We start from the raw sequence: 21807 nt of genomic DNA on the forward strand, positions 1-21807 counted from the left end.
CGACCCACCAGGCCGACAAACTGGCACTATCAAGCCCAAATGACTCGCAGAGATCACGGACATGTCCCTACGCACCCTGCTCACCGCCCTCCTCCTGACCGCCAGTTGCTCGGCCATGGCCGACACCGAAGTCGTCAACCTGAGCAACCGCACCAGCACCGACCTGCTCCCCGTGGCCCAGAATTTCATCGGCAAGGACGGCACCGTCAGCGCCTACGGCAATCAGCTTATTGTCAACGCCGACCCCGGCAAGATCCAGGACCTGCGCGCACTGCTTGCCCAACTGGACACACCGGCCAAGCGCCTGCTGATCACCGTCGACACCAACGAAAACAACCAGCAGAACAGCGGCGACAGCCAGACCCGCATCATCAGCTACGGCACCGCCAGCCGCGACGGCGGCATCCAGCAGATCCAGGCCAGCGAAGGCGTACCCGCGCTGATCCAGGTCGGCCAGAGCGTGCCACTGACCACCACCCAGCCCGACGCCTACGGTCGTGCGCAGAACCAGACCCAGTATCGCAACGTAACCCAGGGCTTCTACGTCACCGCCAGCGTCACCGGCGAGACCGTGCATCTGGCGATCAGTACCAACCGTGACCGCATGAGCCAGGAACGTCCTGATGTAGTGAATGTGCAAAGCACCGACACAACCGTCAGCGGGCGCCTTGGCGAATGGATCCCCCTTGCCGGCATCAACCGTGAGACCCAGGCCGACAAATCCTCTACAACCCGCAGCTACTCTACTCAGGGCCGTGATGACCTGACATTACGGGTTAAGGTCGACACCCTGAACTGAAGCACCAAAAACTGACTGATGAGTCTTATTAGACTAAAGATGTAGTGCCTGAAAAAAAGCACTACAAAACATTTGACGATCCAAAAAAGCATGGGCATGATGGCCTCGCTCCCGCTAATCAGGGGCCCTGGCAAGGGCCTTCGGATCGACGCTCCAAGCTACCCACCTGAGCCGATTCGTGTCTGTACCGCCCACAAGGTGTGTTTGACGAGGTTGCGACTGGAACGAAGTTGTCCCGAGGGACGGAAGCTAACCAGGTAACCCGGCTACACACTGATGGATCGTACAAAGGCCCACGACGCCCGAAGACCGTTCGCAGTTCGCCCTTACCTGCTCAACTCCCCTTTGAGCCATCGTTCATCCCGTCGCCTACCCCGCCGAACTTGACTTGAACACCTAAGCTTCTGGTCAGCGAGCAGCCATAACCACGCATTCACTCCGTGGCTGGCAAATGGAATTTTCCACCTAGACCTATGCGACGAGGTTTTCCCCCATGGCACTGACACGCGAACAGCAAATTGCAGCCCTCGAAAAAGACTGGGCTGAAAACCCACGCTGGAAAGGCGTGACCCGCGCTTATTCCGCTGCTGACGTCGTCCGCCTGCGCGGCTCGGTTCAACCTGAGCACACCTTTGCAAAACTCGGCGCCGAGAAGCTGTGGAAGCTGGTCACCCAAGGTGCCAAGCCATCCTTCCGCCCCGAGAAAGATTTCGTCAACTGCATGGGCGCCCTCACTGGCGGCCAGGCAGTTCAACAGGTGAAAGCCGGTATCCAGGCGATCTACCTGTCCGGCTGGCAAGTGGCAGCGGACAACAACTCCGCTGAATCCATGTACCCCGACCAATCGCTGTACCCGGTGGACTCCGTGCCAACCGTGGTCAAGCGCATCAACAACTCGTTCCGTCGTGCCGACCAGATCCAGTGGAAAGCCGGTAAAGGCCCGGGCGACGAAGGCTACATCGACTACTTCGCACCCATCGTGGCTGACGCCGAAGCCGGTTTCGGCGGCGTACTGAACGCCTACGAACTGATGAAGAGCATGATTGAAGCTGGCGCTGCCGGCGTGCACTTCGAAGACCAACTGGCATCGGTGAAAAAATGCGGCCACATGGGCGGCAAGGTACTGGTACCGACCCAGGAAGCTGTACAGAAGCTGACTGCTGCCCGTCTGGCGGCTGACGTTGCCGGCACGCCGACCATCATCCTGGCCCGTACCGACGCCAACGCTGCGGACCTGCTGACTTCGGACTGCGACCCGTACGACCAGCCGTTCGTAACCGGCGAACGCACCCAGGAAGGTTTCTACAAAGTGCGCGCCGGTCTCGACCAGGCCATCGCCCGTGGCCTGGCCTACGCGCCGTACGCCGACCTGATCTGGTGCGAAACCGCCAAGCCGGACCTGGACGAAGCCCGCCGCTTTGCCGAAGCGATCAAGAAGGAATACCCGGACCAACTGCTGTCCTACAACTGCTCGCCTTCTTTCAACTGGAAGAAGAACCTGGACGACGCGACCATCGCCAAGTTCCAGCGCGAACTGTCCGCCATGGGCTACAAGCACCAGTTCATCACCCTGGCCGGCATTCACAACATGTGGCACAGCATGTTCAACCTGGCGCACGACTACGCCCGCAACGACATGACCGCCTACGTGAAGCTGCAGGAGCAGGAATTCGCTGACGCCGCCAAGGGCTACACTTTTGTGGCCCACCAGCAGGAAGTGGGCACCGGCTACTTCGACGACATGACCACCGTGATCCAGGGCGGCACCTCGTCCGTGACCGCGCTGACCGGTTCGACCGAAGAAGAACAGTTCCACTGATCGATGTGAGTACACGGCCACTGCGGACCCGTTAAAGAGCTAACCGCAGTGCCGCACGACAATCACGCCCCGACTGGTTCGGGGCGTTTTTTTGCCGGTGCACATCTCACTGATTCAATAAGGGCAAAATGTGGGAGGGGGCTTTCCCCTCCCACAAGGGAACGCACGCAACCTGAAGATTTTGTACAAAACCTTGATCCAGAGCGGTATTCGCTGCAGATAAATCGGTTAAAAGATCCGCTCCGGCAACTAGCGCTAATCAAGCAAGTAACGGCAACTTACCCCGCTGCATGAGAAACAATCGCTTAAACCCCGCGCAAACAATATTCATTATCATTTGGAACATGAAAACTTCGTTGCAGGTTAAACAAAACACAATTGATCAAACGCCCGCTAATGCCCGTCCCGCAAGGGCTACAGCCCCAAGAAGGTGCACTATGTGCTTATTCCATCGAATAATTTCGCTATAGGAATTTTACTTGCCCGGTGTTTAGCCATAAAATCACCGCGATTGATTGCAGTGCGACATATCGTCACTGCATCGTTACTTTTTCGAGCTCAGAGACCTTTGCTCTCTGTTAAGGATTTCCAGCATGACCGAAGCGACAGGACTCATGGCCCACAACTGGGGCTTTGCCATTTTCCTCCTCGGTGTTGTCGGCCTTTGCGCCTTCATGCTCGGCGTCTCCAGCCTCCTCGGGTCAAAAGCCTGGGGCCGCAGCAAAAATGAACCGTTCGAGTCCGGCATGCTACCTACAGGTGGCGCCCGCTTGCGGCTCTCAGCCAAATTCTATCTGGTCGCGATGCTCTTCGTGATCTTCGACATCGAAGCCCTCTTTCTCTTTGCCTGGTCTGTGTCCGTCCGCGAAAGCGGCTGGACCGGATTCGTCGAAGCCCTCGTTTTCATAGCAATTCTGTTGGCAGGCCTTGTCTACCTATTTCGAGTGGGCGCCCTTGACTGGGCTCCGGAAGCTCGTCGTAAGCGGCAAGCGAAGCTGAAACAATGAGGCTTTGGCGATGCAATACAATCTCACCAGGATCGACCCGGATGCTCCTAACGAGCAGTACCCCATCGGCGAACGGGAAACCGTTTCCGATCCGTTAGAAGACCAAGTCCACAAAAACATCTACATGGGCAAGCTGGAAGACGTGCTGAGTGGCGCGGTCAACTGGGGACGTAAGAACTCCCTGTGGCCGTACAATTTCGGTCTTTCGTGCTGCTACGTGGAAATGACCACCGCCTTCACGGCGCCCCACGACATCGCGCGCTTTGGCGCCGAAGTTATCCGGGCATCACCGCGCCAGGCGGATTTCATGGTTATCGCCGGTACCTGCTTTATCAAGATGGCGCCGATCATTCAGCGTCTCTACGAGCAAATGCTCGAACCGAAGTGGGTTATCTCCATGGGTTCGTGCGCCAACTCCGGTGGCATGTACGACATCTACTCCGTGGTTCAGGGGGTGGACAAGTTCCTGCCCGTGGACGTCTACGTGCCTGGCTGCCCGCCCCGCCCAGAAGCATTCCTGCAAGGCTTGATGCTGTTGCAGGAATCGATTGGCAAGGAGCGTCGCCCGCTTTCCTGGGTCGTCGGCGATCAAGGCGTGTACCGCGCCGAGATGCCGTCGCAAAAGGAACAGCGCCGCGAACAGCGAATCGCAGTCACCAACCTGCGCAGCCCCGACGAAGTCTGATCCAGCACCGCTTCTTTTATAGAACGAAAACCTGGCTTCATTCTTTACGTTGACCGAAAGCGATAAAAAACCATGACTACAGGCAGTGCTCTGTACATCCCGCCTTATAAGGCAGACGACCAGGATGTGGTCGTCGAACTCAATAACCGTTTTGGCCCTGACGCCTTCACCGCCCAGGCCACACGCACCGGTATGCCGGTGCTGTGGGTGGCGCGCGCCAGGCTCGTCGAAGTCCTGACCTTCCTGCGCAACCTGCCCAAGCCGTACGTCATGCTCTATGACCTGCATGGCGTGGACGAGCGTCTGCGTACCAAGCGCCAGGGCCTGCCGAGCGGCGCCGATTTCACCGTGTTCTATCACCTGATGTCGCTGGAACGTAACAGCGACGTGATGATCAAGGTCGCACTGTCCGAGAGCGACCTGAGCATCCCGACCGTCACCGGCATCTGGCCCAACGCCAGCTGGTACGAGCGCGAAGTCTGGGACATGTTCGGTATCGACTTCCCGGGCCACCCGCACCTGACCCGCATCATGATGCCGCCGACCTGGGAAGGTCACCCGCTGCGCAAGGACTTCCCTGCCCGCGCCACCGAATTCGACCCGTTCAGCCTCAACCTCGCCAAGCAGCAGCTTGAAGAAGAGGCCGCGCGCTTCCGTCCGGAAGACTGGGGCATGAAGCGTTCCGGCACCAACGAGGACTACATGTTCCTCAACCTGGGCCCGAACCACCCTTCGGCCCACGGTGCCTTCCGCATCATCCTGCAACTGGACGGCGAAGAAATCGTCGACTGCGTACCGGACATCGGCTACCACCACCGTGGTGCCGAGAAGATGGCCGAGCGTCAGTCGTGGCACAGCTTCATCCCGTACACCGACCGTATCGACTACCTCGGCGGCGTGATGAACAACCTGCCGTACGTGCTCTCGGTCGAGAAGCTGGCCGGCATCAAGGTCCCGGACCGCGTCGACACCATCCGCATCATGATGGCCGAGTTCTTCCGGATCACCAGCCACCTCCTGTTCCTGGGTACCTATATCCAGGACGTCGGCGCCATGACCCCGGTGTTCTTCACCTTCACCGACCGTCAGCGCGCCTACAAGGTCATCGAAGCCATCACCGGTTTCCGCCTGCACCCGGCCTGGTACCGCATCGGCGGTGTCGCCCACGACCTGCCCAATGGCTGGGAACGCCTGGTCAAGGAATTCATCGACTGGATGCCCAAGCGTCTGGACGAGTACCAAAAGGCTGCGTTGGATAACAGCATCCTCAAGGGTCGGACCATCGGCGTCGCTGCCTACAACACCAAAGAGGCCCTGGAATGGGGCGTCACCGGTGCCGGCCTGCGTTCGACCGGTTGCGACTTCGACCTGCGTAAAGCGCGCCCCTATTCCGGCTACGAGAACTTCGAGTTCGAAGTACCGCTGGCGGCCAATGGCGATGCCTACGACCGTTGCATCGTGCGCGTCGAAGAAATGCGCCAGAGCCTGAAGATCATCGAGCAGTGCATGCGCAACATGCCGGCCGGCCCGTACAAGGCGGATCACCCGCTGACCACGCCGCCGCCGAAAGAGCGCACGCTGCAGCACATCGAAACCCTGATCACGCACTTCCTGCAGGTTTCGTGGGGCCCGGTAATGCCGGCCAACGAATCCTTCCAGATGATCGAAGCGACCAAGGGTATCAACAGTTATTACCTGACGAGCGATGGCGGCACCATGAGCTACCGCACCCGGATTCGTACCCCAAGCTTCGCCCACTTGCAGCAGATCCCTTCGGTGATCAAAGGCGAGATGGTCGCGGACTTGATTGCGTACCTGGGTAGTATCGATTTCGTTATGGCCGACGTGGACCGCTAAGCATGAACAGCACGCTTATCCAGACAGACCGTTTCACCCTCAGTGAAACCGAGCGCTCGGCCATCGAGCACGAGCTGCATCACTACGAAGACCCGCGCGCGGCGTCGATCGAAGCCTTGAAGATCGTCCAGAAGGAACGTGGCTGGGTGCCGGACGGCGCCCTCTACGCCATCGGCGAGATCCTCGGCATCCCCGCCAGCGACGTTGAAGGCGTGGCGACGTTCTACAGCCAGATCTTCCGCCAGCCGGTCGGCCGCCACATCATTCGCGTGTGCGACAGCATGGTCTGCTACATCGGTGGCCACGAATCAGTGGTCAGCGAAATCCAGGCCAAGCTGGGCATCGGCCTCGGCCAGACCACTGCGGACGGCCGCTTCACGCTGCTGCCGGTGTGCTGCCTGGGCAACTGCGACAAGGCGCCGGCGTTGATGATCGACGACGACACATTCGGTGACGTGCAGCCTGCTGGCGTGACCCAATTGCTCGAGGGCTACCCATGACCCTGACTTCCTTCGGCCCGGCCAACCTGATCAAGCGTTCGGCCGAGACCCACCCGCTGACCTGGCGCCTGCGTGACGACGGCGAGCCGGTATGGCTTGACGAGTACCAGGCCAAGAACGGCTACGCCGCTGCGCGCAAGGCCTTCGCCGACATGGCCCAGGACGACATCGTCCAGACCGTGAAGGACGCCGGCCTCAAGGGTCGCGGCGGTGCAGGCTTCCCCACGGGCGTGAAGTGGGGCCTGATGCCCAAAGATGAATCCATCAACATCCGCTACCTGCTGTGCAACGCGGATGAAATGGAACCCAACACCTGGAAAGACCGCATGCTGATGGAGCAACTGCCCCATCTGCTGATCGAAGGCATGCTGATCAGCGCCCGCGCGCTGAAAACCTACCGTGGCTACATCTTCCTGCGCGGCGAATACACCACCGCCGCCAAGCACCTCAACCGTGCCGTGGCAGAAGCCAAGGCTGCAGGCCTGCTGGGCAAGAACATCCTCGGTTCGGGTTTTGACTTCGAACTGTTCGTGCACACCGGCGCCGGGCGTTACATCTGCGGTGAAGAAACCGCACTGATCAACTCCCTCGAAGGCCGCCGCGCCAACCCGCGCTCCAAGCCGCCCTTCCCTGCCGCCGTGGGCGTATGGGGCAAGCCGACCTGCGTGAACAACGTCGAGACCCTGTGCAACGTGCCGGCGATCATCGCCGACGGCGTGGACTGGTACAAATCGTTGGCCCGCGAAGGCAGTGAAGACATGGGCACCAAGCTCATGGGCTTCTCCGGCAAGGTCAAGAACCCGGGCCTGTGGGAACTGCCGTTCGGCGTGACCGCACGCGAGCTGTTCGAGGACTACGCCGGTGGCATGCGCGACGGCTACACCCTCAAGGCCTGGCAGCCAGGCGGCGCCGGCACCGGCTTCCTGTTGCCCGAGCACCTCGACGCACAGATGTATGCCGGCGGCATCGGCAAGGTGGGCACCCGGATGGGTACCGGCCTGGCGATGGCGGTGGACAACACCGTGAACATGGTCTCGCTGCTGCGCAACATGGAGCAGTTCTTTGCCCGCGAATCCTGCGGCTTCTGTACCCCCTGCCGCGACGGTTTGCCGTGGAGCGTCAAGCTGCTGATGGCCCTGGAAAATGGCGAAGGCCGCGAGGGTGATATCGAAACCCTGCTGGGCCTGGTCGGTTTCCTTGGCCCAGGCAAGACCTTCTGTGCTCACGCACCGGGCGCCGTGGAGCCATTGGGCAGCGCAATCAAATACTTCCGCTCGGAGTTCGAAGCCGGCATCGCGCCTACCAGCGCCGCCGTCCCGCCTCTGGCAAGGCCGATCGTAGTCGGCGCGTAACGCTTAAACAGGCGAAGGGTCCGTGCCCCAAGCCTGCTCATGTGCTGACGCCATCAAGGCTGTGTAGATGCACATGAACAACAAGATTCCATTAGCCACGCCCGCTGACAACGGGCCAACGAAGAACTTTGAACCATGGCCACTATCCACGTAGACGGCAAAGCGCTCGAAGTCGATGGGGCGGACAACCTGTTACAGGCATGTCTGTCGCTCGGCCTCGACATCCCGTATTTCTGCTGGCACCCCGCGCTTGGTAGCGTCGGTGCCTGTCGCCAGTGTGCGGTCAAGCAGTACACCGACGAAAACGACACCCGTGGTCGTATCGTCATGTCCTGCATGACCCCAGCCACCGACAACACCTGGATCTCCATCGACGATGATGAATCCAAGGCGTTCCGCGCCAGCGTTGTCGAATGGCTGATGACCAACCACCCCCACGACTGCCCGGTCTGTGAGGAAGGCGGTCACTGCCACCTGCAAGACATGACGGTGATGACCGGCCACAACGAGCGCCGTTATCGCTTCACCAAGCGTACCCACCAGAACCAGCAACTGGGCCCGTTCATTTCCCACGAGATGAACCGCTGCATCGCCTGCTACCGCTGCGTACGCTTCTATAAAGACTACGCCGGCGGCACCGACCTTGGCGTATTCGGCGCCCACGACAACGTGTACTTCGGTCGCGTTGAAGACGGCGTGCTCGAAAGCGAGTTCTCCGGCAACCTCACCGAGGTCTGCCCGACCGGTGTGTTCACCGACAAGACCCACTCCGAGCGCTACAACCGTAAGTGGGACATGCAGTTCTCGCCGAGCATCTGCCATGGCTGCTCGAGCGGTTGCAACATCTCCCCGGGCGAGCGCTACGGCGAACTGCGTCGCATCGAAAACCGCTTCAACGGTTCGGTCAACCAGTACTTCCTGTGCGACCGTGGCCGTTTCGGCTATGGCTACGTCAACCGCGAAGACCGCCCACGTCAGCCGCTGCTGGCCGATGGCGCCAAGCTGAGCCTGGACGCGGCGCTGGATAAAGCCGCCGACCTGCTGCGCGGCCGCAACATCGTCGGTATCGGCTCGCCCCGCGCCAGCCTCGAAAGCAACTACGCGTTGCGCGAACTGGTGGGTGCCGAGCACTTCTACAGCGGTATTGAAGCCGGTGAACTGGAGCGCATCCGCCTGGTCCTGCAGGTACTGAACGACAGCCCGCTGCCAGTGCCGAACATGCGCGACATCGAAGACCACGACGCCATCTTCGTGCTCGGTGAAGACCTGACCCAGACCGCCGCGCGTATCGCGCTGTCCCTGCGTCAGTCGGTCAAAGGCAAGGCCGAAGAGATGGCCGACGCCATGCGCGTACAACCTTGGCTCGACGCTGCGGTGAAAAACATCGGCCAGCACGCGCTGAACCCGCTGTTTATCGCCAGCCTGGCCGAAACCAAGCTCGACGACATCGCCGAAGAATGCGTCCACGCCGCACCGGACGACCTGGCCCGCATCGGTTTCGCCGTGGCCCACGCCCTCGACGCCAGCGCCCCTGCCGTCGAAGGCCTGGACACTGAAGCCCTCGAACTGGCCCAACGCATTGCCGACGCCCTGCTGGCGGCCAAGCGTCCATTGATCATTGCCGGCACCTCGTTGGGTTCCAAGGCCTTGATCGAAGCCGCCGCCAACATCGCCAAGGCCTTGAAGCTGCGCGACAAGAACGGTTCCATCAGCCTGGTCGTGCCGGAAGCCAACAGCCTCGGCCTGGCCATGCTCGGTGGCGAGTCCCTGGACGCCGCCCTGCAAACCGTGATCGACGGCGCTGCCGATGCGATCGTGGTGCTGGAAAACGACCTGTACACCCGCACCGACGCCGCCAAGGTTGACGCCGCGCTGAACGCCGCCAAGGTCCTGATCGTCGCCGACCACCAGAAGACTGCCACCAGCGAGCGTGCCGACCTGGTGCTGCCAGCCGCCACCTTCGCCGAAGGCGACGGTACCCTGGTCAGCCAGGAAGGCCGCGCCCAGCGTTTCTTCCAGGTGTTCGATCCGAAGTACATGGACGCCAGCATCCTGGTTCACGAAGGCTGGCGTTGGCTGCATGCCCTGCGCGCGACCCTGCTGAACCAGCCGATCGACTGGACCCAGCTCGACCACGTCACCGCCGCAGCCGCCGCGAGCGCGCCGCAGCTGGCGCGTATCGTCGACGCCGCACCGTCCGCCGCGTTCCGCATCAAGGGTCTGAAACTTGCCCGTGAACCACTGCGTTACTCCGGCCGGACCGCCATGCGCGCCGACATCAGCGTGCACGAACCACGTACGCCGCAAGACAACGACACCGCGTTCGCCTTCTCGATGGAAGGTTACTCGGGTTCGGTCGAGCCACGTCAGCAGGTGCCGTTTGCCTGGTCGCCGGGCTGGAACTCGCCACAGGCCTGGAACAAGTTCCAGGACGAAGTCGGTGGGCATATCCGCGCTGGCGACCCGGGCACCCGCCTGATCGAAACCCAGGGCGACTCGCTGAACTGGTTCGCTGCGGTACCGCGTCCGTTCAACCCGGCCCAGGGCACCTGGCAGGTCGTGCCGCTCTTCCACCTGTTCGGCAGCGAAGAGACCTCTTCCAAGGCCGCGCCGGTACAAGAGCGCATTCCCGAAGCCTACGTGTCCTTGGCCAAGTCCGAAGCCGACCGCCTGGGCGTCAACGACGGTGCCCTGCTCAGCTTGACCGTGGCCGGCCAGACCCTGCGTCTGCCGCTGCGCATCAACGAAGCGTTGGGTGCCGGCCTGGTTGCCCTGCCTAAAGGCCTTGCCGGTATCCCGCCGGCGATCTTTGGCAAAACCGTTGACGGTCTGCAGGAGGCAGCGCAATGACCTGGTTCACCCCTGAAGTGATCGACGTGATCATCTCGGTCGTCAAGGCCATCGTGATCCTGTTGGCCGTGGTCGTTGCGGGCGCCCTGCTCAGCTTCGTCGAACGTCGCCTGCTGGGCTGGTGGCAGGACCGTTACGGTCCGAACCGCGTTGGCCCGTTCGGTATGTTCCAGATCGCTGCCGACATGCTGAAAATGTTCTTCAAGGAAGACTGGACCCCGCCGTTTGCCGACAAGGTGATCTTCACCCTGGCACCGGTCGTGGCCATGAGCGCCTTGCTGATTGCCTTCGCAATCATCCCGATCACCCCGACCTGGGGTGTGGCGGACCTGAACATCGGCTTGCTGTTCTTCTTCGCCATGGCCGGCCTGTCGGTCTACGCGGTGCTGTTCGCCGGTTGGGCCAGTAACAACAAGTTCGCCCTGCTGGGCAGCCTGCGGGCCTCGGCCCAGACCGTGTCCTACGAAGTGTTCATGGGCCTCGCGCTGATGGGCATCGTGGTGCAGGTCGGCTCGTTCAACATGCGTGACATCGTCGAGTACCAGGCGCAGAACCTGTGGTTCATCATTCCGCAGTTCTTCGGCTTCTGTACCTTCTTCATCGCTGGCGTGGCCGTGACTCACCGTCACCCATTCGACCAGCCGGAAGCAGAACAGGAACTGGCCGACGGTTACCACATTGAATACGCCGGCATGAAATGGGGCATGTTCTTCGTCGGTGAATACATCGGCATCATCTTGATCTCGGCCCTGCTGGTCACGCTGTTCTTCGGCGGCTGGCACGGTCCGTTCGGCATCCTGCCGCAGTTGGCGTTCTTCTGGTTCTTCCTGAAGACCGCGTTCTTCATCATGCTGTTTATCCTGCTGCGCGCTTCCATTCCGCGTCCACGATACGACCAGGTGATGGATTTCAGCTGGCGCTTCTGCCTGCCGCTGACCCTGATCAATTTGCTGGTGACTGCTGCCGTTGTGTTGTTGAACACGCCAGCGGGCGCGGTTCAGTGAGGATTTGACCCATGTTCAAATATATTGGCGACATCGTTAAGGGTACCGGTACCCAGTTGCGAAGCCTGGTGATGGTGTTCGGTCACGGCTTCCGCAAGCGCGACACCCTGCAATACCCGGAAGAAGCGGTGTACCTGCCGCCGCGCTATCGCGGCCGCATCGTGCTGACCCGCGACCCCGATGGCGAAGAGCGTTGCGTAGCCTGCAACCTGTGCGCCGTAGCGTGCCCGGTGGGTTGCATCTCCCTGCAGAAAGCTGAAACCGAAGACGGTCGCTGGTACCCGGACTTCTTCCGCATCAACTTCTCGCGCTGCATCTTCTGCGGCCTCTGCGAGGAAGCTTGCCCGACCACCGCGATCCAGCTGACACCGGATTTCGAGATGGCCGAGTTCAAACGTCAGGACCTGGTGTACGAGAAAGAAGATCTGCTGATCTCTGGTCCCGGTAAAAACCCTGATTACAACTTCTATCGTGTTGCAGGTATGGCCGTTGCCGGTAAGCCGAAAGGCGCCGCACAAAACGAAGCCGAGCCGATCAACGTGAAGAGCTTGCTGCCTTAAGGAAGAAAGATGGAATTCGCTTTCTATTTCGCATCGGGTATTGCAGTGGTGTCCACGCTTCGCGTGATCACCAACACCAACCCCGTGCACGCCCTGCTCTACCTGATCATTTCGCTGATCGCCGTGGCCATGACCTTCTTCAGCCTCGGCGCACCGTTCGCCGGTGTCCTGGAAGTGATCGCCTACGCCGGCGCCATCATGGTGCTGTTCGTGTTTGTGGTGATGATGCTCAACCTCGGGCCGGCTTCGGTCGCCCAGGAACGCGTCTGGCTCAAGCCCGGCATCTGGCTCGGCCCGGTTGTCCTCGCAGCGCTGCTGCTGGGTGAACTGCTGTATGTGCTGTTCGCTCACCAGAGCGGCCAGGCCATCGGCCACACCACCGTGGACGCAAAAGCCGTGGGCATCAGCCTGTTCGGCCCGTACCTGCTGGTGGTCGAACTGGCTTCGATGCTGCTGCTCGCCGCAGCCATCACCGCCTTCCACTTGGGCCGCAACGAAGCCAAGGAGCAATGACGATGCCTGCTATCCCTTTGGAGCATGGTCTGGCGGTCGCCGGCATCCTGTTCTGCCTTGGCCTGGTCGGCCTGATGGTTCGCCGTAACATTCTGTTCGTGTTGATGAGCCTGGAAATCATGATGAACGCTGCGGCACTGGCCTTCATCGTGGCAGGTGCACGTTGGGGCCAGCCGGATGGACAAGTCATGTTCATCCTGGTGATCAGCCTGGCAGCCGCCGAGGCCAGTATCGGCCTGGCGATCCTGCTGCAACTGTATCGTCGCTTCCACACGCTTGATATCGACGCTGCCAGTGAGATGCGCGGATGAACATGATCTTTCTGACTTTCGTATTTCCCCTGATCGGTTTCCTGCTGCTGTCGTTCTCTCGCGGACGCTGGTCGGAAAACCTTTCTGCCCTGATCGGTGTGGGCTCCATTGGCCTGTCGGCCATCGTGGCCGCCTACGTCATCTGGCAATTCAACGTGGCGCCGCCGGAAGGCGGTCACTACACCCTGGTGCTGTGGCAGTGGATGTCGGTGGAAGGCTTCAAGCCCAACTTCGCCCTCTACGTCGACGGCCTGTCGATCACCATGCTCGGCGTGGTGGTGGGTGTGGGCTTCCTGATCCATCTGTTCGCGTCCTGGTACATGCGCGGTGAAGCGGGCTACTCGCGCTTCTTCTCGTACACCAACCTGTTTATCGCCAGCATGCTGTTCCTGGTGCTCGGCGATAACCTGTTGTTCCTGTACTTCGGCTGGGAAGGCGTGGGCCTGTGCTCGTACCTGTTGATCGGTTTCTACTACAGCAACCGCAACAACGGTAACGCGGCGCTCAAGGCATTTATCGTCACGCGGATCGGCGACGTGTTCATGGCCATCGGCCTGTTCATCCTGTTCCAACAGGTGGGCACGCTGAACATCCAGGAACTGCTGGTGCTGGCACCACAGAAATTCCAGGTCGGCGACTTCTGGATCACCCTGGCGACCCTGATGCTGCTGGGCGGCGCCGTGGGTAAATCGGCGCAACTGCCGCTGCAAACCTGGCTGGCGGATGCGATGGCCGGCCCTACCCCGGTATCGGCACTGATCCACGCCGCAACCATGGTTACCGCCGGTGTCTACCTGATCGCCCGTACCCACGGCCTGTTCACCCTGGCGCCGGACATCCTGCACCTGGTGGGCATCGTCGGCGGCGTGACCCTGGTACTGGCCGGCTTCGCCGCGCTGGTGCAGACCGACATCAAGCGTATCCTCGCCTACTCGACCATGAGCCAGATCGGCTACATGTTCCTGGCCCTGGGCGTCGGCGCCTGGGACGCGGCGATCTTCCACCTGATGACCCACGCCTTCTTCAAGGCCCTGCTGTTCCTGGCCTCCGGTGCGGTGATCGTTGCCTGCCACCACGAGCAGAACATCTTCAAGATGGGCGGCCTGTGGAAGAAACTGCCACTGGCCTACGCCAGCTTCATCGTCGGTGGTGCCGCTCTGGCAGCCCTGCCGCTGGTGACCGCCGGTTTCTACTCCAAGGACGAAATCCTCTGGGAAGCGTTTGCCAGCGGTAACCAGAACCTGCTGTACGCCGGCCTGGTGGGTGCGTTCATGACCTCGCTGTACACCTTCCGCCTGATCTTCATCACCTTCCACGGTGAAGCCAAGACCGAAGCCCACGCAGGCCATGGCATCTCCCACTGGTTGCCACTGTCGGTGCTGATCATCCTGTCGACCTTCATCGGCGCCATGATCACCCCGCCACTGGCCGGTGTCCTGCCGGAAAGCGCTGGCCATGCCGGCGGCGCCGCCAAGCACAGCCTGGAAATCGCCTCGGGTGCCATTGCCCTCGCCGGTATCCTGCTGGCCGCCCTGCTGTTCCTCGGTAAGCGTCGCTTCGTGACCGCCGTGGCCAACAGTGGCATTGGCCGTTTCCTCTCGGCCTGGTGGTTCGCTGCCTGGGGCTTCGATTGGATCTACGACAAACTGTTCGTCAAACCTTACCTTGCGATCAGCCACGTGCTGCGCAAAGACCCGCTCGACCAGACCATCGGTTTGATCCCGCGCGCCGCCAAGGCCGGTCACAACGCCCTGAGCCGCAGCGAGACTGGCCAGTTGCGTTGGTATGCAGCGTCCATGGCAGTCGGTGCCGTGCTGGTGATCGGCGCCATCGTTGTGGTTGCGGTCTGATATGAACTTTGCGAACTTGCGAAAGGAAACGAGCCCGTCATGATTCTGCCCTGGCTAATCCTGATCCCCTTTATCGGCGGCCTGCTCTGCTGGATGGGTGAACGCTTCGGCGCCACCCTCCCCCGCTGGATTGCGTTGCTGACCATGTCCCTGGAACTCGCACTCGGCCTCTGGCTGTGGGCCCATGGCGACTATTCATTTGCTCCGGCACCGGGTGTCGATCCAACGTTCGCGCTTGAATTCAAGCACGTGTGGATCCAACGCTTCGGCATCAACGTGCACCTGGCCCTTGATGGCCTGTCGCTGTTGATGATCCTGCTGACCGGCCTGCTGGGTATCCTCTCGGTACTCTGCTCCTGGAAAGAGATCCAGCGTCACGTGGGCTTCTTCCACCTGAACCTGATGTGGATCCTGGGCGGCGTTGTCGGCGTGTTCCTCGCCCTCGACCTGTTCATGTTCTTCTTCTTCTGGGAAATGATGCTGGTGCCGATGTACTTCCTCATCGCGCTCTGGGGTCACAGTTCTTCGGACGGCAAGAAAACCCGGATCTACGCGGCGACCAAGTTCTTCATCTTCACCCAGGCTTCCGGCCTGATCATGTTGGTGGCGATCCTGGGCCTGGTACTGGTCAACTTCAACTCGACGGGCGTGATTACCTTCAACTACGCCGACCTGTTGAAAACCAAGATGTCCCTGACCACCGAGTACATCCTCATGCTGGGCTTCTTCATCGCCTTCGCGGTGAAGCTGCCGGTGGTGCCGTTCCACTCCTGGCTGCCTGACGCTCACGCCCAGGCACCGACCGCCGGTTCCGTGGACCTGGCCGGTATCCTGCTGAAGACGGCGGCCTACGGCCTGCTGCGTTTCGCCCTGCCGCTGTTCCCGAATGCCTCGGCCGAGTTTGCGCCGATTGCCATGACCCTCGGTCTGATCGGGATCTTCTACGGTGCGTTCCTGGCGTTCGCGCAAACCGACATCAAGCGTCTGATTGCCTTCTCGTCCGTTTCCCACATGGGCTTCGTACTGATCGGCATCTACTCCGGCAGCCAGTTGGCGTTGCAAGGCGCTGTGATCCAGATGCTGGCCCACGGTGTCTCGGCCGCCGCACTGTTTATCCTGAGTGGCCAGTTGTACGAGCGCCTGCACACCCGTGACATGCGTGAGATGGGCGGCGTGTGGTCGCGCATTGCGTACCTGCCGGCGATCAGCCTGTTCTTCGCCGCCGCTTCCCTGGGCTTGCCGGGTACCGGTAACTTCATCGGCGAGTTCCTGATCCTGATGGGTGCCTTCGTGCAAACGCCATGGATCAGCGCCATTGCTACCTCCGGCCTGGTATTCGGTTCGGTCTACTCGCTGATCATGATCCACCGCGCCTACTTCGGCCCGGCCAAGTCCGACGCCGTCCTGAAAGGGATGGATGCTCGCGAACTGATCATGGTGCTCGGCCTTGCGGTATTGCTGATCTACATCGGCGTGTACCCGCAACCGTTCCTGGACACTTCTGCCGCGACGATGCATGGCGTGCAGCAGTGGTTCGGCACCGCCTTCTCTCAACTCGCTTCGGCCCGGTAAGAGCGCTATGGAATTCACGATCCAACACTTTATCGCGCTTGCGCCGCTGCTGATCACCAGCCTCACCATCGTGGTGGTGATGCTGGCGATCGCCTGGCGCCGCAATCATTCACAAACGTTCCTGCTGTCCTGCGCCGGTTTGAACCTGGCCTTGCTGTCGATTATCCCGGCACTCAAGGTCGCGCCACTGGCGGTGACTCCGCTGATGATGGTCGATGACTTCGCGCTGCTGTATATCGCGCTGATCCTCGTCGCCACCCTCGCCTGCGTCACCCTCGCCCACGCCTACCTCGGCGAAGGCGGCACCGGCTACCCGGGCAACCGCGAAGAGCTGTATCTGCTGATCCTGTTGGCTGCGGCCGGCGGTATCGTGCTGGTCAGCGCGCAGCACCTGGCCGGCTTGTTCATCGGCCTGGAACTGCTGTCGATCCCGACCTACGGCCTGGTGGCCTACGCCTTCTTCAACAAGCGCTCCCTGGAAGCCGGCATCAAGTACATGGTGCTGTCGGCCGCCGGTTCCGCGTTCCTGTTGTTCGGCATGGCCCTGCTCTACGCCGAAGCCGGCAGCCTGAGCTTCACCGGTATCGGTCACGCCCTGGCCGCCACCAACAGCCCCGCGCCGATTGCCCAACTGGGCCTGGCGATGATGCTGATCGGCCTGGCGTTCAAGCTGTCGCTGGTGCCGTTCCACCTGTGGACCCCGGACGTGTACGAAGGCGCCCCGGCGCCGGTGGCGGCGTTCCTGGCGACCGCGTCCAAGGTCGCTGTGTTTGCGGTGATGGTGCGTCTGTTCCAGATCTCGCCTGCGGCCAACACCGGCGTACTGAGCGACGTGCTGACCGTGATCGCCATCGCGTCGATCCTGTTCGGCAACCTGCTGGCGCTGACCCAGAACAACCTCAAGCGTCTGCTGGGTTACTCGTCCATCGCTCACTTCGGCTACCTGCTGATCGCCCTGGTGGCGAGCAAAGGCCTGGCCGTGGAAGCCATCGGCGTGTACCTGGTCACCTACGTGATCACCAGCCTCGGCGCGTTCGGCGTGATCACCCTGATGTCCTCGCCTTACAAAGGCCGTGACGCCGACGCCCTGTACGAATACCGCGGCCTGTTCTGGCGCCGTCCGTACCTGACCGCCGTACTGACCGTGATGATGCTGTCCCTGGCCGGTATCCCGCTGACCGCAGGCTTTATCGGCAAGTTCTACATTGTGGCTACCGGTGTCGAAGCCCACGAGTGGTGGCTGGTTGCGTCCCTGGTGCTGGGCAGTGCCATCGGCGTGTTCTACTACCTGCGCGTGATGGTCACCCTGTACCTGATCGAGCCAAACCTGCGCCGTGTGGATGCCGAGCTGCACTGGGAACAGAAAGCCGGTGGCGTGATGCTGCTGGCCATCGCCCTGCTCGCCTTCTTCCTGGGCGTGTACCCACAACCGTTGCTCACCCTGGTGCAGCACGCGGTGCTGGGCGTTTGATCGCTTAGTCGATGCGGTAAACAAAACGGCGCCTTCGGGCGCCGTTTTGCATTTCCAGGGCAGCCCCGATGCCGTTTAGTTAAGAAGCAGAACGGGGGCACACATTAACCTGTGGCGAGAGGGCTTGCCCCGCGTTGGGCTGCGCAGCAGCCCCAAAAACTGCCGCCCTCAAACGACCTGACACACCGCAGCGGCTTTACTGGGGCCGCTACGCGTCCCAACGCGGGGCAAGCCCGCTCGCCACAGGTACAGGGTTCTCCCTGGACTGAACGGCATTAAAGGCAGCCCCCGCCGTCAGTTGCGAATCGCCCAGAACTGTATATCCAGTCCCGGAAATGCCCCGGCGATATGCAGGGCAAAGCCCGCCGACTGGCTGAGCAACTGCCAATACTCGCTGGCGCGATCCAGTTCAAAATATGTGGCGCCTGCATGGAACGGCAATTGCCGTGGCGCGACCGGCAGCGCGAGCAAACCGATCCCCGGCAACTGCAGGTTGACCAGGTCACGGATCTTCTCCACCGAGCCGATCTTGACCTGACGCGGAAAACTGTCGCGCAGGCTGTCAGCCGGTATTTGCGCCTGTACCGCCAGGATGAACGTCGCCGAACTCAGCAGTTCCTTGTCCGCCAACACCGCCACGCGAATGCCGAACTGGCGCTCTTCCAACGCGATGGCAACCGCGCGCACATCCGTGAGGGTCGACAGCGTGCGACGCAGGTCGTCAATCACCGGGGTAAAGGTTTCGGCAAGCGCGGTATGACGGTAGACCGGGTACGTCGCCGCGCGTTTATCGGAGCGGGTAAACGTTGCCAACTCCCCGGCCAGGCTGGCGAGGTCGCGGTACAGCTGCTCGGGGTGCAGGCCCGTCATCAGCGACAAGTGGCGCACCAACGGCACGCTGCGATTCAGCACCTGCAGCAACAGGAAGTCCGCGATGTGCGTCTCCCCACTGCCATCAGCGCCAATCAGGCGCATAGCCAGGGCTTCGCCCCGCTGCTGCAACAGCCCCAACAGTTCATCAATACATCGCCCCAACGGCTCGGCGACACGAATGTCCAGGCACGGCGGGCAATAATCGCGGTCGAGCAGCACACTGTTATCCGCGCGTTTCTCCACCACGCGGGCGATGCCCAGGGTGGTATGGGCGTCAGCCACGTCGCCTGCAAATGCCAGGCGCAGTCGCAGTTTACCGACGTTCATCAGCGCACTGCTGTCCAGGCCATTGCTGTCCCAGGCTTCGTATTCAACGCTGCGATGGCGGGCGAAATTTTCCCAACCCGGATCGTCGTCCACTTCCACCCCGCCGGGACGCAGGCTGGGCAGCGCCAGCACCACGTTCAGGTCGCGGGCATCGGCAGGGATGTCCAGGGGCAACGGCATCTCATCGGTGAACGGCAAGCCCATCGGCGTACCATCCGGGAATACCCCGTCACAGGACAGCAAGGCCAGTTTGCCCAGCGCCAGTTGCTGCCGGTCGATTTCCAGTGTGGAAAAGCCCCACCCATAGGCGCGCAACCGACCGACCCGCGCTTCCAGTTGGGCCTGCAGGAAACGGTCGTGTTGTTGCAGATGCTGGGGCTGCAACAGCATGCCTTCGGACCAGACCACTTTGTTATTCCAAGCCATAAATTTCCCACTGGTGCGGACGCGCCCGCTGCAGAACATTACTGGCCATCGTCGGCCTCCTTGGGCAGTTGCGGTACGCCCGCAGGACCGGTAGCAGCCGACTGCGCCAGCGCCGTGGCGGCCATACCGGCCGCTGGCGAGGGTACGGGGGCGACCGACGCGAGGATCCCGCCCGGCGTGATGTTGAGGCAGGTCGAGCCGACTTTCAGGGTGATGCCCGCACCCGCCTCGATCACCACATTCATGCCGCCTTTGATATACACGTCGGTACCGGCGCTGACGCCTGCCTTCAACGCACCCGCGAGGATCATGTCGGCGCCGGCAGTCATCGAGAGCGCCCCTTCGACTTTCTCGTTGCGAGCCCCGCCGACCGACGAGTGCCGGTCACCGCCGACCTGCTCGCACAGATCCTTGTCGACCTTGGTATGACGGTCGCCGCCCACCCACTCCAGGGAGTCCTTGAGCACGCGCTGATCGAGGTTGTTCTGCGCGTGCAGGAACACCTGTTCAGCGCCTTTCTTGTCGTCGAAGCGCAGCTCGTTGTAACCACCGCCGCCCTTGGACGAGCGACTCATGATCGTTGAGCGTGTGGCATTTTCCGGCAATGCATACGGCGGCAGGGTGTCGGCGTTATACACGCTGCCGGTGACCAGCGGCCGGTCGGGGTCGCCCTCAAGGAAGCTGACCACCACCTCCTGGCCGATACGCGGCAGATACAGGCTGCCCCAGCGCTTGCCGGCCCAGCCCTGGGCCACACGGATCCAGCACGAACTGTTTTCGTCACGCTGGCCCTCGCGGTCCCAGTGAAATTGCACCTTGATGCGCCCGTATTTGTCGGTCCAGATGTCCTCGCCCTCTTTGCCCACCACGATGGCCGTCTGTGGGCCGTGCATCAGCGGCTTGCGCGCCAGGCACGGCGCGCGGAATGGTTGTTGGCACGACAGCGCGACGAACTCACAGGTGAACAGCGGAGCGCGATCGTCCGCTGGGGTCGGTTCATAGGGGGCCGAAGACACGCTATAGCGCGCCTCCAGCACCAGAAACTCGGCGTTCTGCTCACTGCGCGGGTGCTCGACAAGGGTCATCAAGGCACCTGGAAACAAGCCGCGCGCGCCGGTGGCCGCCGTGACGCGACAGGTGCCGAGATGCGCGGATTCGATCAGGCTCCGGGCGTAGGTTTCGCCTTGCTTGCGCTCGGTGTACTGGCCTGGATAGTCATATCGCTCATGGTGCGACTGCGGATAATCACCGGCCAGGGTCGATTTGGCGAGCAGGTTGGCAGCCGGCCGTTCAAAGTCGAAATCCTGCAGGGTGTAGCCGCCTGGCGCCACCTCGCCGCTCATGCGCCAGTCATAGATCACCTCGCTGTGGCGGATGGCAGGGTCGTCACTCGGCCTGAAGCGCACCTGCGTGTAGCCCGGCGCCGGTGAATGAGCGCCATAAGAATCGGCCAGCACCATGGTATGACGCCCGGCCGCACTCTTGAAAAAGTAGTAGATACCCTCCCGTTCCATCAGCCGACTGACGAAGTTGAAGTCGCTCTCGCGGTATTGCACGCAGTAGGTCAACGCCGGGTAGCTGCCGCTCAGGCCCGAGGTGTCGACGTCGGCGATGCTATAGGGTGCGAACACCTGCTTGAGGATCTGCGGCACGCTCAGTGCCTGGAATATCCGACAGTCGCTGGCCAACGTCAGGAACCACAACCAGGGGCGCACTACCGCCGTATAGGTGGCATAGCGGCCTTGGCGACCGGTCACCGAAAAGTGGCTGACGTGCCCGCTGAAGTAACGGCTGCCGCCCTTGGGCAGGTCCACCGCAACGGTCATCGGCGTCGCCAGCAGGTCGTTGATATTCAAGTCGCCGCGCTCACTGTACAGCTCAAGCGTGTACTCGCTGAGTTGCGACAACCCTTCGAACGCCTGCATGCGCCGAAACAGCAGCACATCGACAGGCAATACGCTGGTGACCTGGATTTCGCGGTGGGTTTGGGTCGCGGGCATGGGTGCCACTCCTGTCATCAATGAAAAAGCG

17 protein-coding genes are annotated in these 21807 nt (G+C 61.6%); 15 read left to right on the forward strand and 2 right to left on the reverse strand.

The window, feature by feature from the left end; translation table 11 throughout:
* The first annotated feature begins 61 nt into the window (after positions 1-61).
* The 15 genes from J1G35_RS11925 to nuoN all read left to right on the forward strand — a co-directional run bounded on the left by J1G35_RS11925 (position 62) and on the right by nuoN (position 18150).
* Positions 62-799: a secretin N-terminal domain-containing protein gene (locus J1G35_RS11925; RefSeq protein WP_223015048.1), complete on the forward strand. Its 738-nt coding sequence runs from the start codon at positions 62-64 to the stop codon at positions 797-799.
* A gap of 493 nt (positions 800-1292) precedes the next feature.
* The gene (gene aceA, locus J1G35_RS11930) at positions 1293-2618 is read left to right on the forward strand and encodes an isocitrate lyase (protein ID WP_003219577.1); all 1326 of its coding nucleotides are present in this window, start codon (positions 1293-1295) and stop codon (positions 2616-2618) included.
* Positions 2619-3211: 593 nt separating this feature from the next.
* Complete coding sequence (locus tag J1G35_RS11935) at positions 3212-3625, forward strand: NADH-quinone oxidoreductase subunit A (RefSeq protein WP_003219575.1); 414 nt, start codon at positions 3212-3214, stop codon at positions 3623-3625.
* Positions 3626-3635: 10 nt separating this feature from the next.
* Positions 3636-4310: an NADH-quinone oxidoreductase subunit B gene (locus J1G35_RS11940; protein ID WP_003174719.1), complete on the forward strand. Its 675-nt coding sequence runs from the start codon at positions 3636-3638 to the stop codon at positions 4308-4310.
* Between the two features lie 72 nt (positions 4311-4382).
* Positions 4383-6167: an NADH-quinone oxidoreductase subunit C/D gene (gene nuoC / locus J1G35_RS11945; RefSeq protein WP_053128491.1), complete on the forward strand. Its 1785-nt coding sequence runs from the start codon at positions 4383-4385 to the stop codon at positions 6165-6167.
* A 2-nt stretch (positions 6168-6169) separates the two neighbouring features.
* Positions 6170-6667 carry an NADH-quinone oxidoreductase subunit NuoE gene (gene nuoE, locus J1G35_RS11950; RefSeq protein WP_003232080.1) on the forward strand — a complete coding sequence of 166 codons (498 nt, stop codon included), beginning with the start codon at positions 6170-6172 and terminating at the stop codon, positions 6665-6667.
* Positions 6664-8019 carry an NADH-quinone oxidoreductase subunit NuoF gene (gene nuoF / locus J1G35_RS11955; RefSeq protein ID WP_027606325.1) on the forward strand — a complete coding sequence of 452 codons (1356 nt, stop codon included), beginning with the start codon at positions 6664-6666 and terminating at the stop codon, positions 8017-8019. The genes nuoE and nuoF overlap by 4 nt, the downstream gene beginning before the upstream one ends.
* A gap of 135 nt (positions 8020-8154) precedes the next feature.
* Positions 8155-10869 (forward strand): NADH-quinone oxidoreductase subunit NuoG, encoded by a 2715-nt coding sequence (gene nuoG / locus J1G35_RS11960; RefSeq protein ID WP_223015049.1) that lies wholly within the window; start codon positions 8155-8157, stop codon positions 10867-10869.
* Positions 10866-11873: an NADH-quinone oxidoreductase subunit NuoH gene (nuoH, locus tag J1G35_RS11965; protein ID WP_017737147.1), complete on the forward strand. Its 1008-nt coding sequence runs from the start codon at positions 10866-10868 to the stop codon at positions 11871-11873. Before nuoG ends, nuoH begins: the two co-directional genes overlap by 4 nt.
* Before the next feature lie 11 nt (positions 11874-11884).
* Positions 11885-12433 (forward strand): NADH-quinone oxidoreductase subunit NuoI, encoded by a 549-nt coding sequence (nuoI, locus tag J1G35_RS11970; protein WP_003174725.1) that lies wholly within the window; start codon positions 11885-11887, stop codon positions 12431-12433.
* 9 nt (positions 12434-12442) lie between these two features.
* Positions 12443-12946, forward strand: a complete 504-nt coding sequence (gene nuoJ, locus J1G35_RS11975) for an NADH-quinone oxidoreductase subunit J (RefSeq protein WP_003174726.1) — start codon at positions 12443-12445, stop codon at positions 12944-12946.
* Between the two features lie 2 nt (positions 12947-12948).
* Positions 12949-13257, forward strand: coding sequence for an NADH-quinone oxidoreductase subunit NuoK (nuoK, locus tag J1G35_RS11980; RefSeq protein ID WP_003174727.1), 309 nt, complete (start codon positions 12949-12951; stop codon positions 13255-13257).
* Positions 13254-15107, forward strand: a complete 1854-nt coding sequence (gene nuoL, locus J1G35_RS11985; RefSeq protein ID WP_053128488.1) for an NADH-quinone oxidoreductase subunit L — start codon at positions 13254-13256, stop codon at positions 15105-15107. The genes nuoK and nuoL overlap by 4 nt, the downstream gene beginning before the upstream one ends.
* Positions 15108-15146: 39 nt before the next feature.
* Entirely contained in the window at positions 15147-16679 is a 1533-nt protein-coding gene (gene nuoM, locus J1G35_RS11990) for an NADH-quinone oxidoreductase subunit M (RefSeq protein ID WP_048728604.1), read from the forward strand.
* A 7-nt stretch (positions 16680-16686) separates the two neighbouring features.
* Positions 16687-18150, forward strand: a complete 1464-nt coding sequence (gene nuoN / locus J1G35_RS11995) for an NADH-quinone oxidoreductase subunit NuoN (protein ID WP_053128487.1) — start codon at positions 16687-16689, stop codon at positions 18148-18150.
* A 294-nt stretch (positions 18151-18444) separates the two neighbouring features.
* Here nuoN and tssK read toward each other — a convergent pair whose 3' ends face one another.
* Both tssK and J1G35_RS12005 read right to left on the reverse strand, forming a co-directional pair.
* Positions 18445-19776: a type VI secretion system baseplate subunit TssK gene (gene tssK / locus J1G35_RS12000; protein WP_053128586.1), complete on the reverse strand. Its 1332-nt coding sequence runs from the start codon at positions 19774-19776 to the stop codon at positions 18445-18447.
* A 38-nt stretch (positions 19777-19814) separates the two neighbouring features.
* Positions 19815-21776, reverse strand: coding sequence for a type VI secretion system tip protein VgrG (locus J1G35_RS12005; RefSeq protein WP_223015050.1), 1962 nt, complete (start codon positions 21774-21776; stop codon positions 19815-19817).
* Positions 21777-21807: the final 31 nt, after the last annotated feature.

The organism is Pseudomonas sp. SH10-3B (assembly GCF_019891415.1).
Classification (GTDB): Bacteria; Pseudomonadota; Gammaproteobacteria; order Pseudomonadales; family Pseudomonadaceae; genus Aquipseudomonas.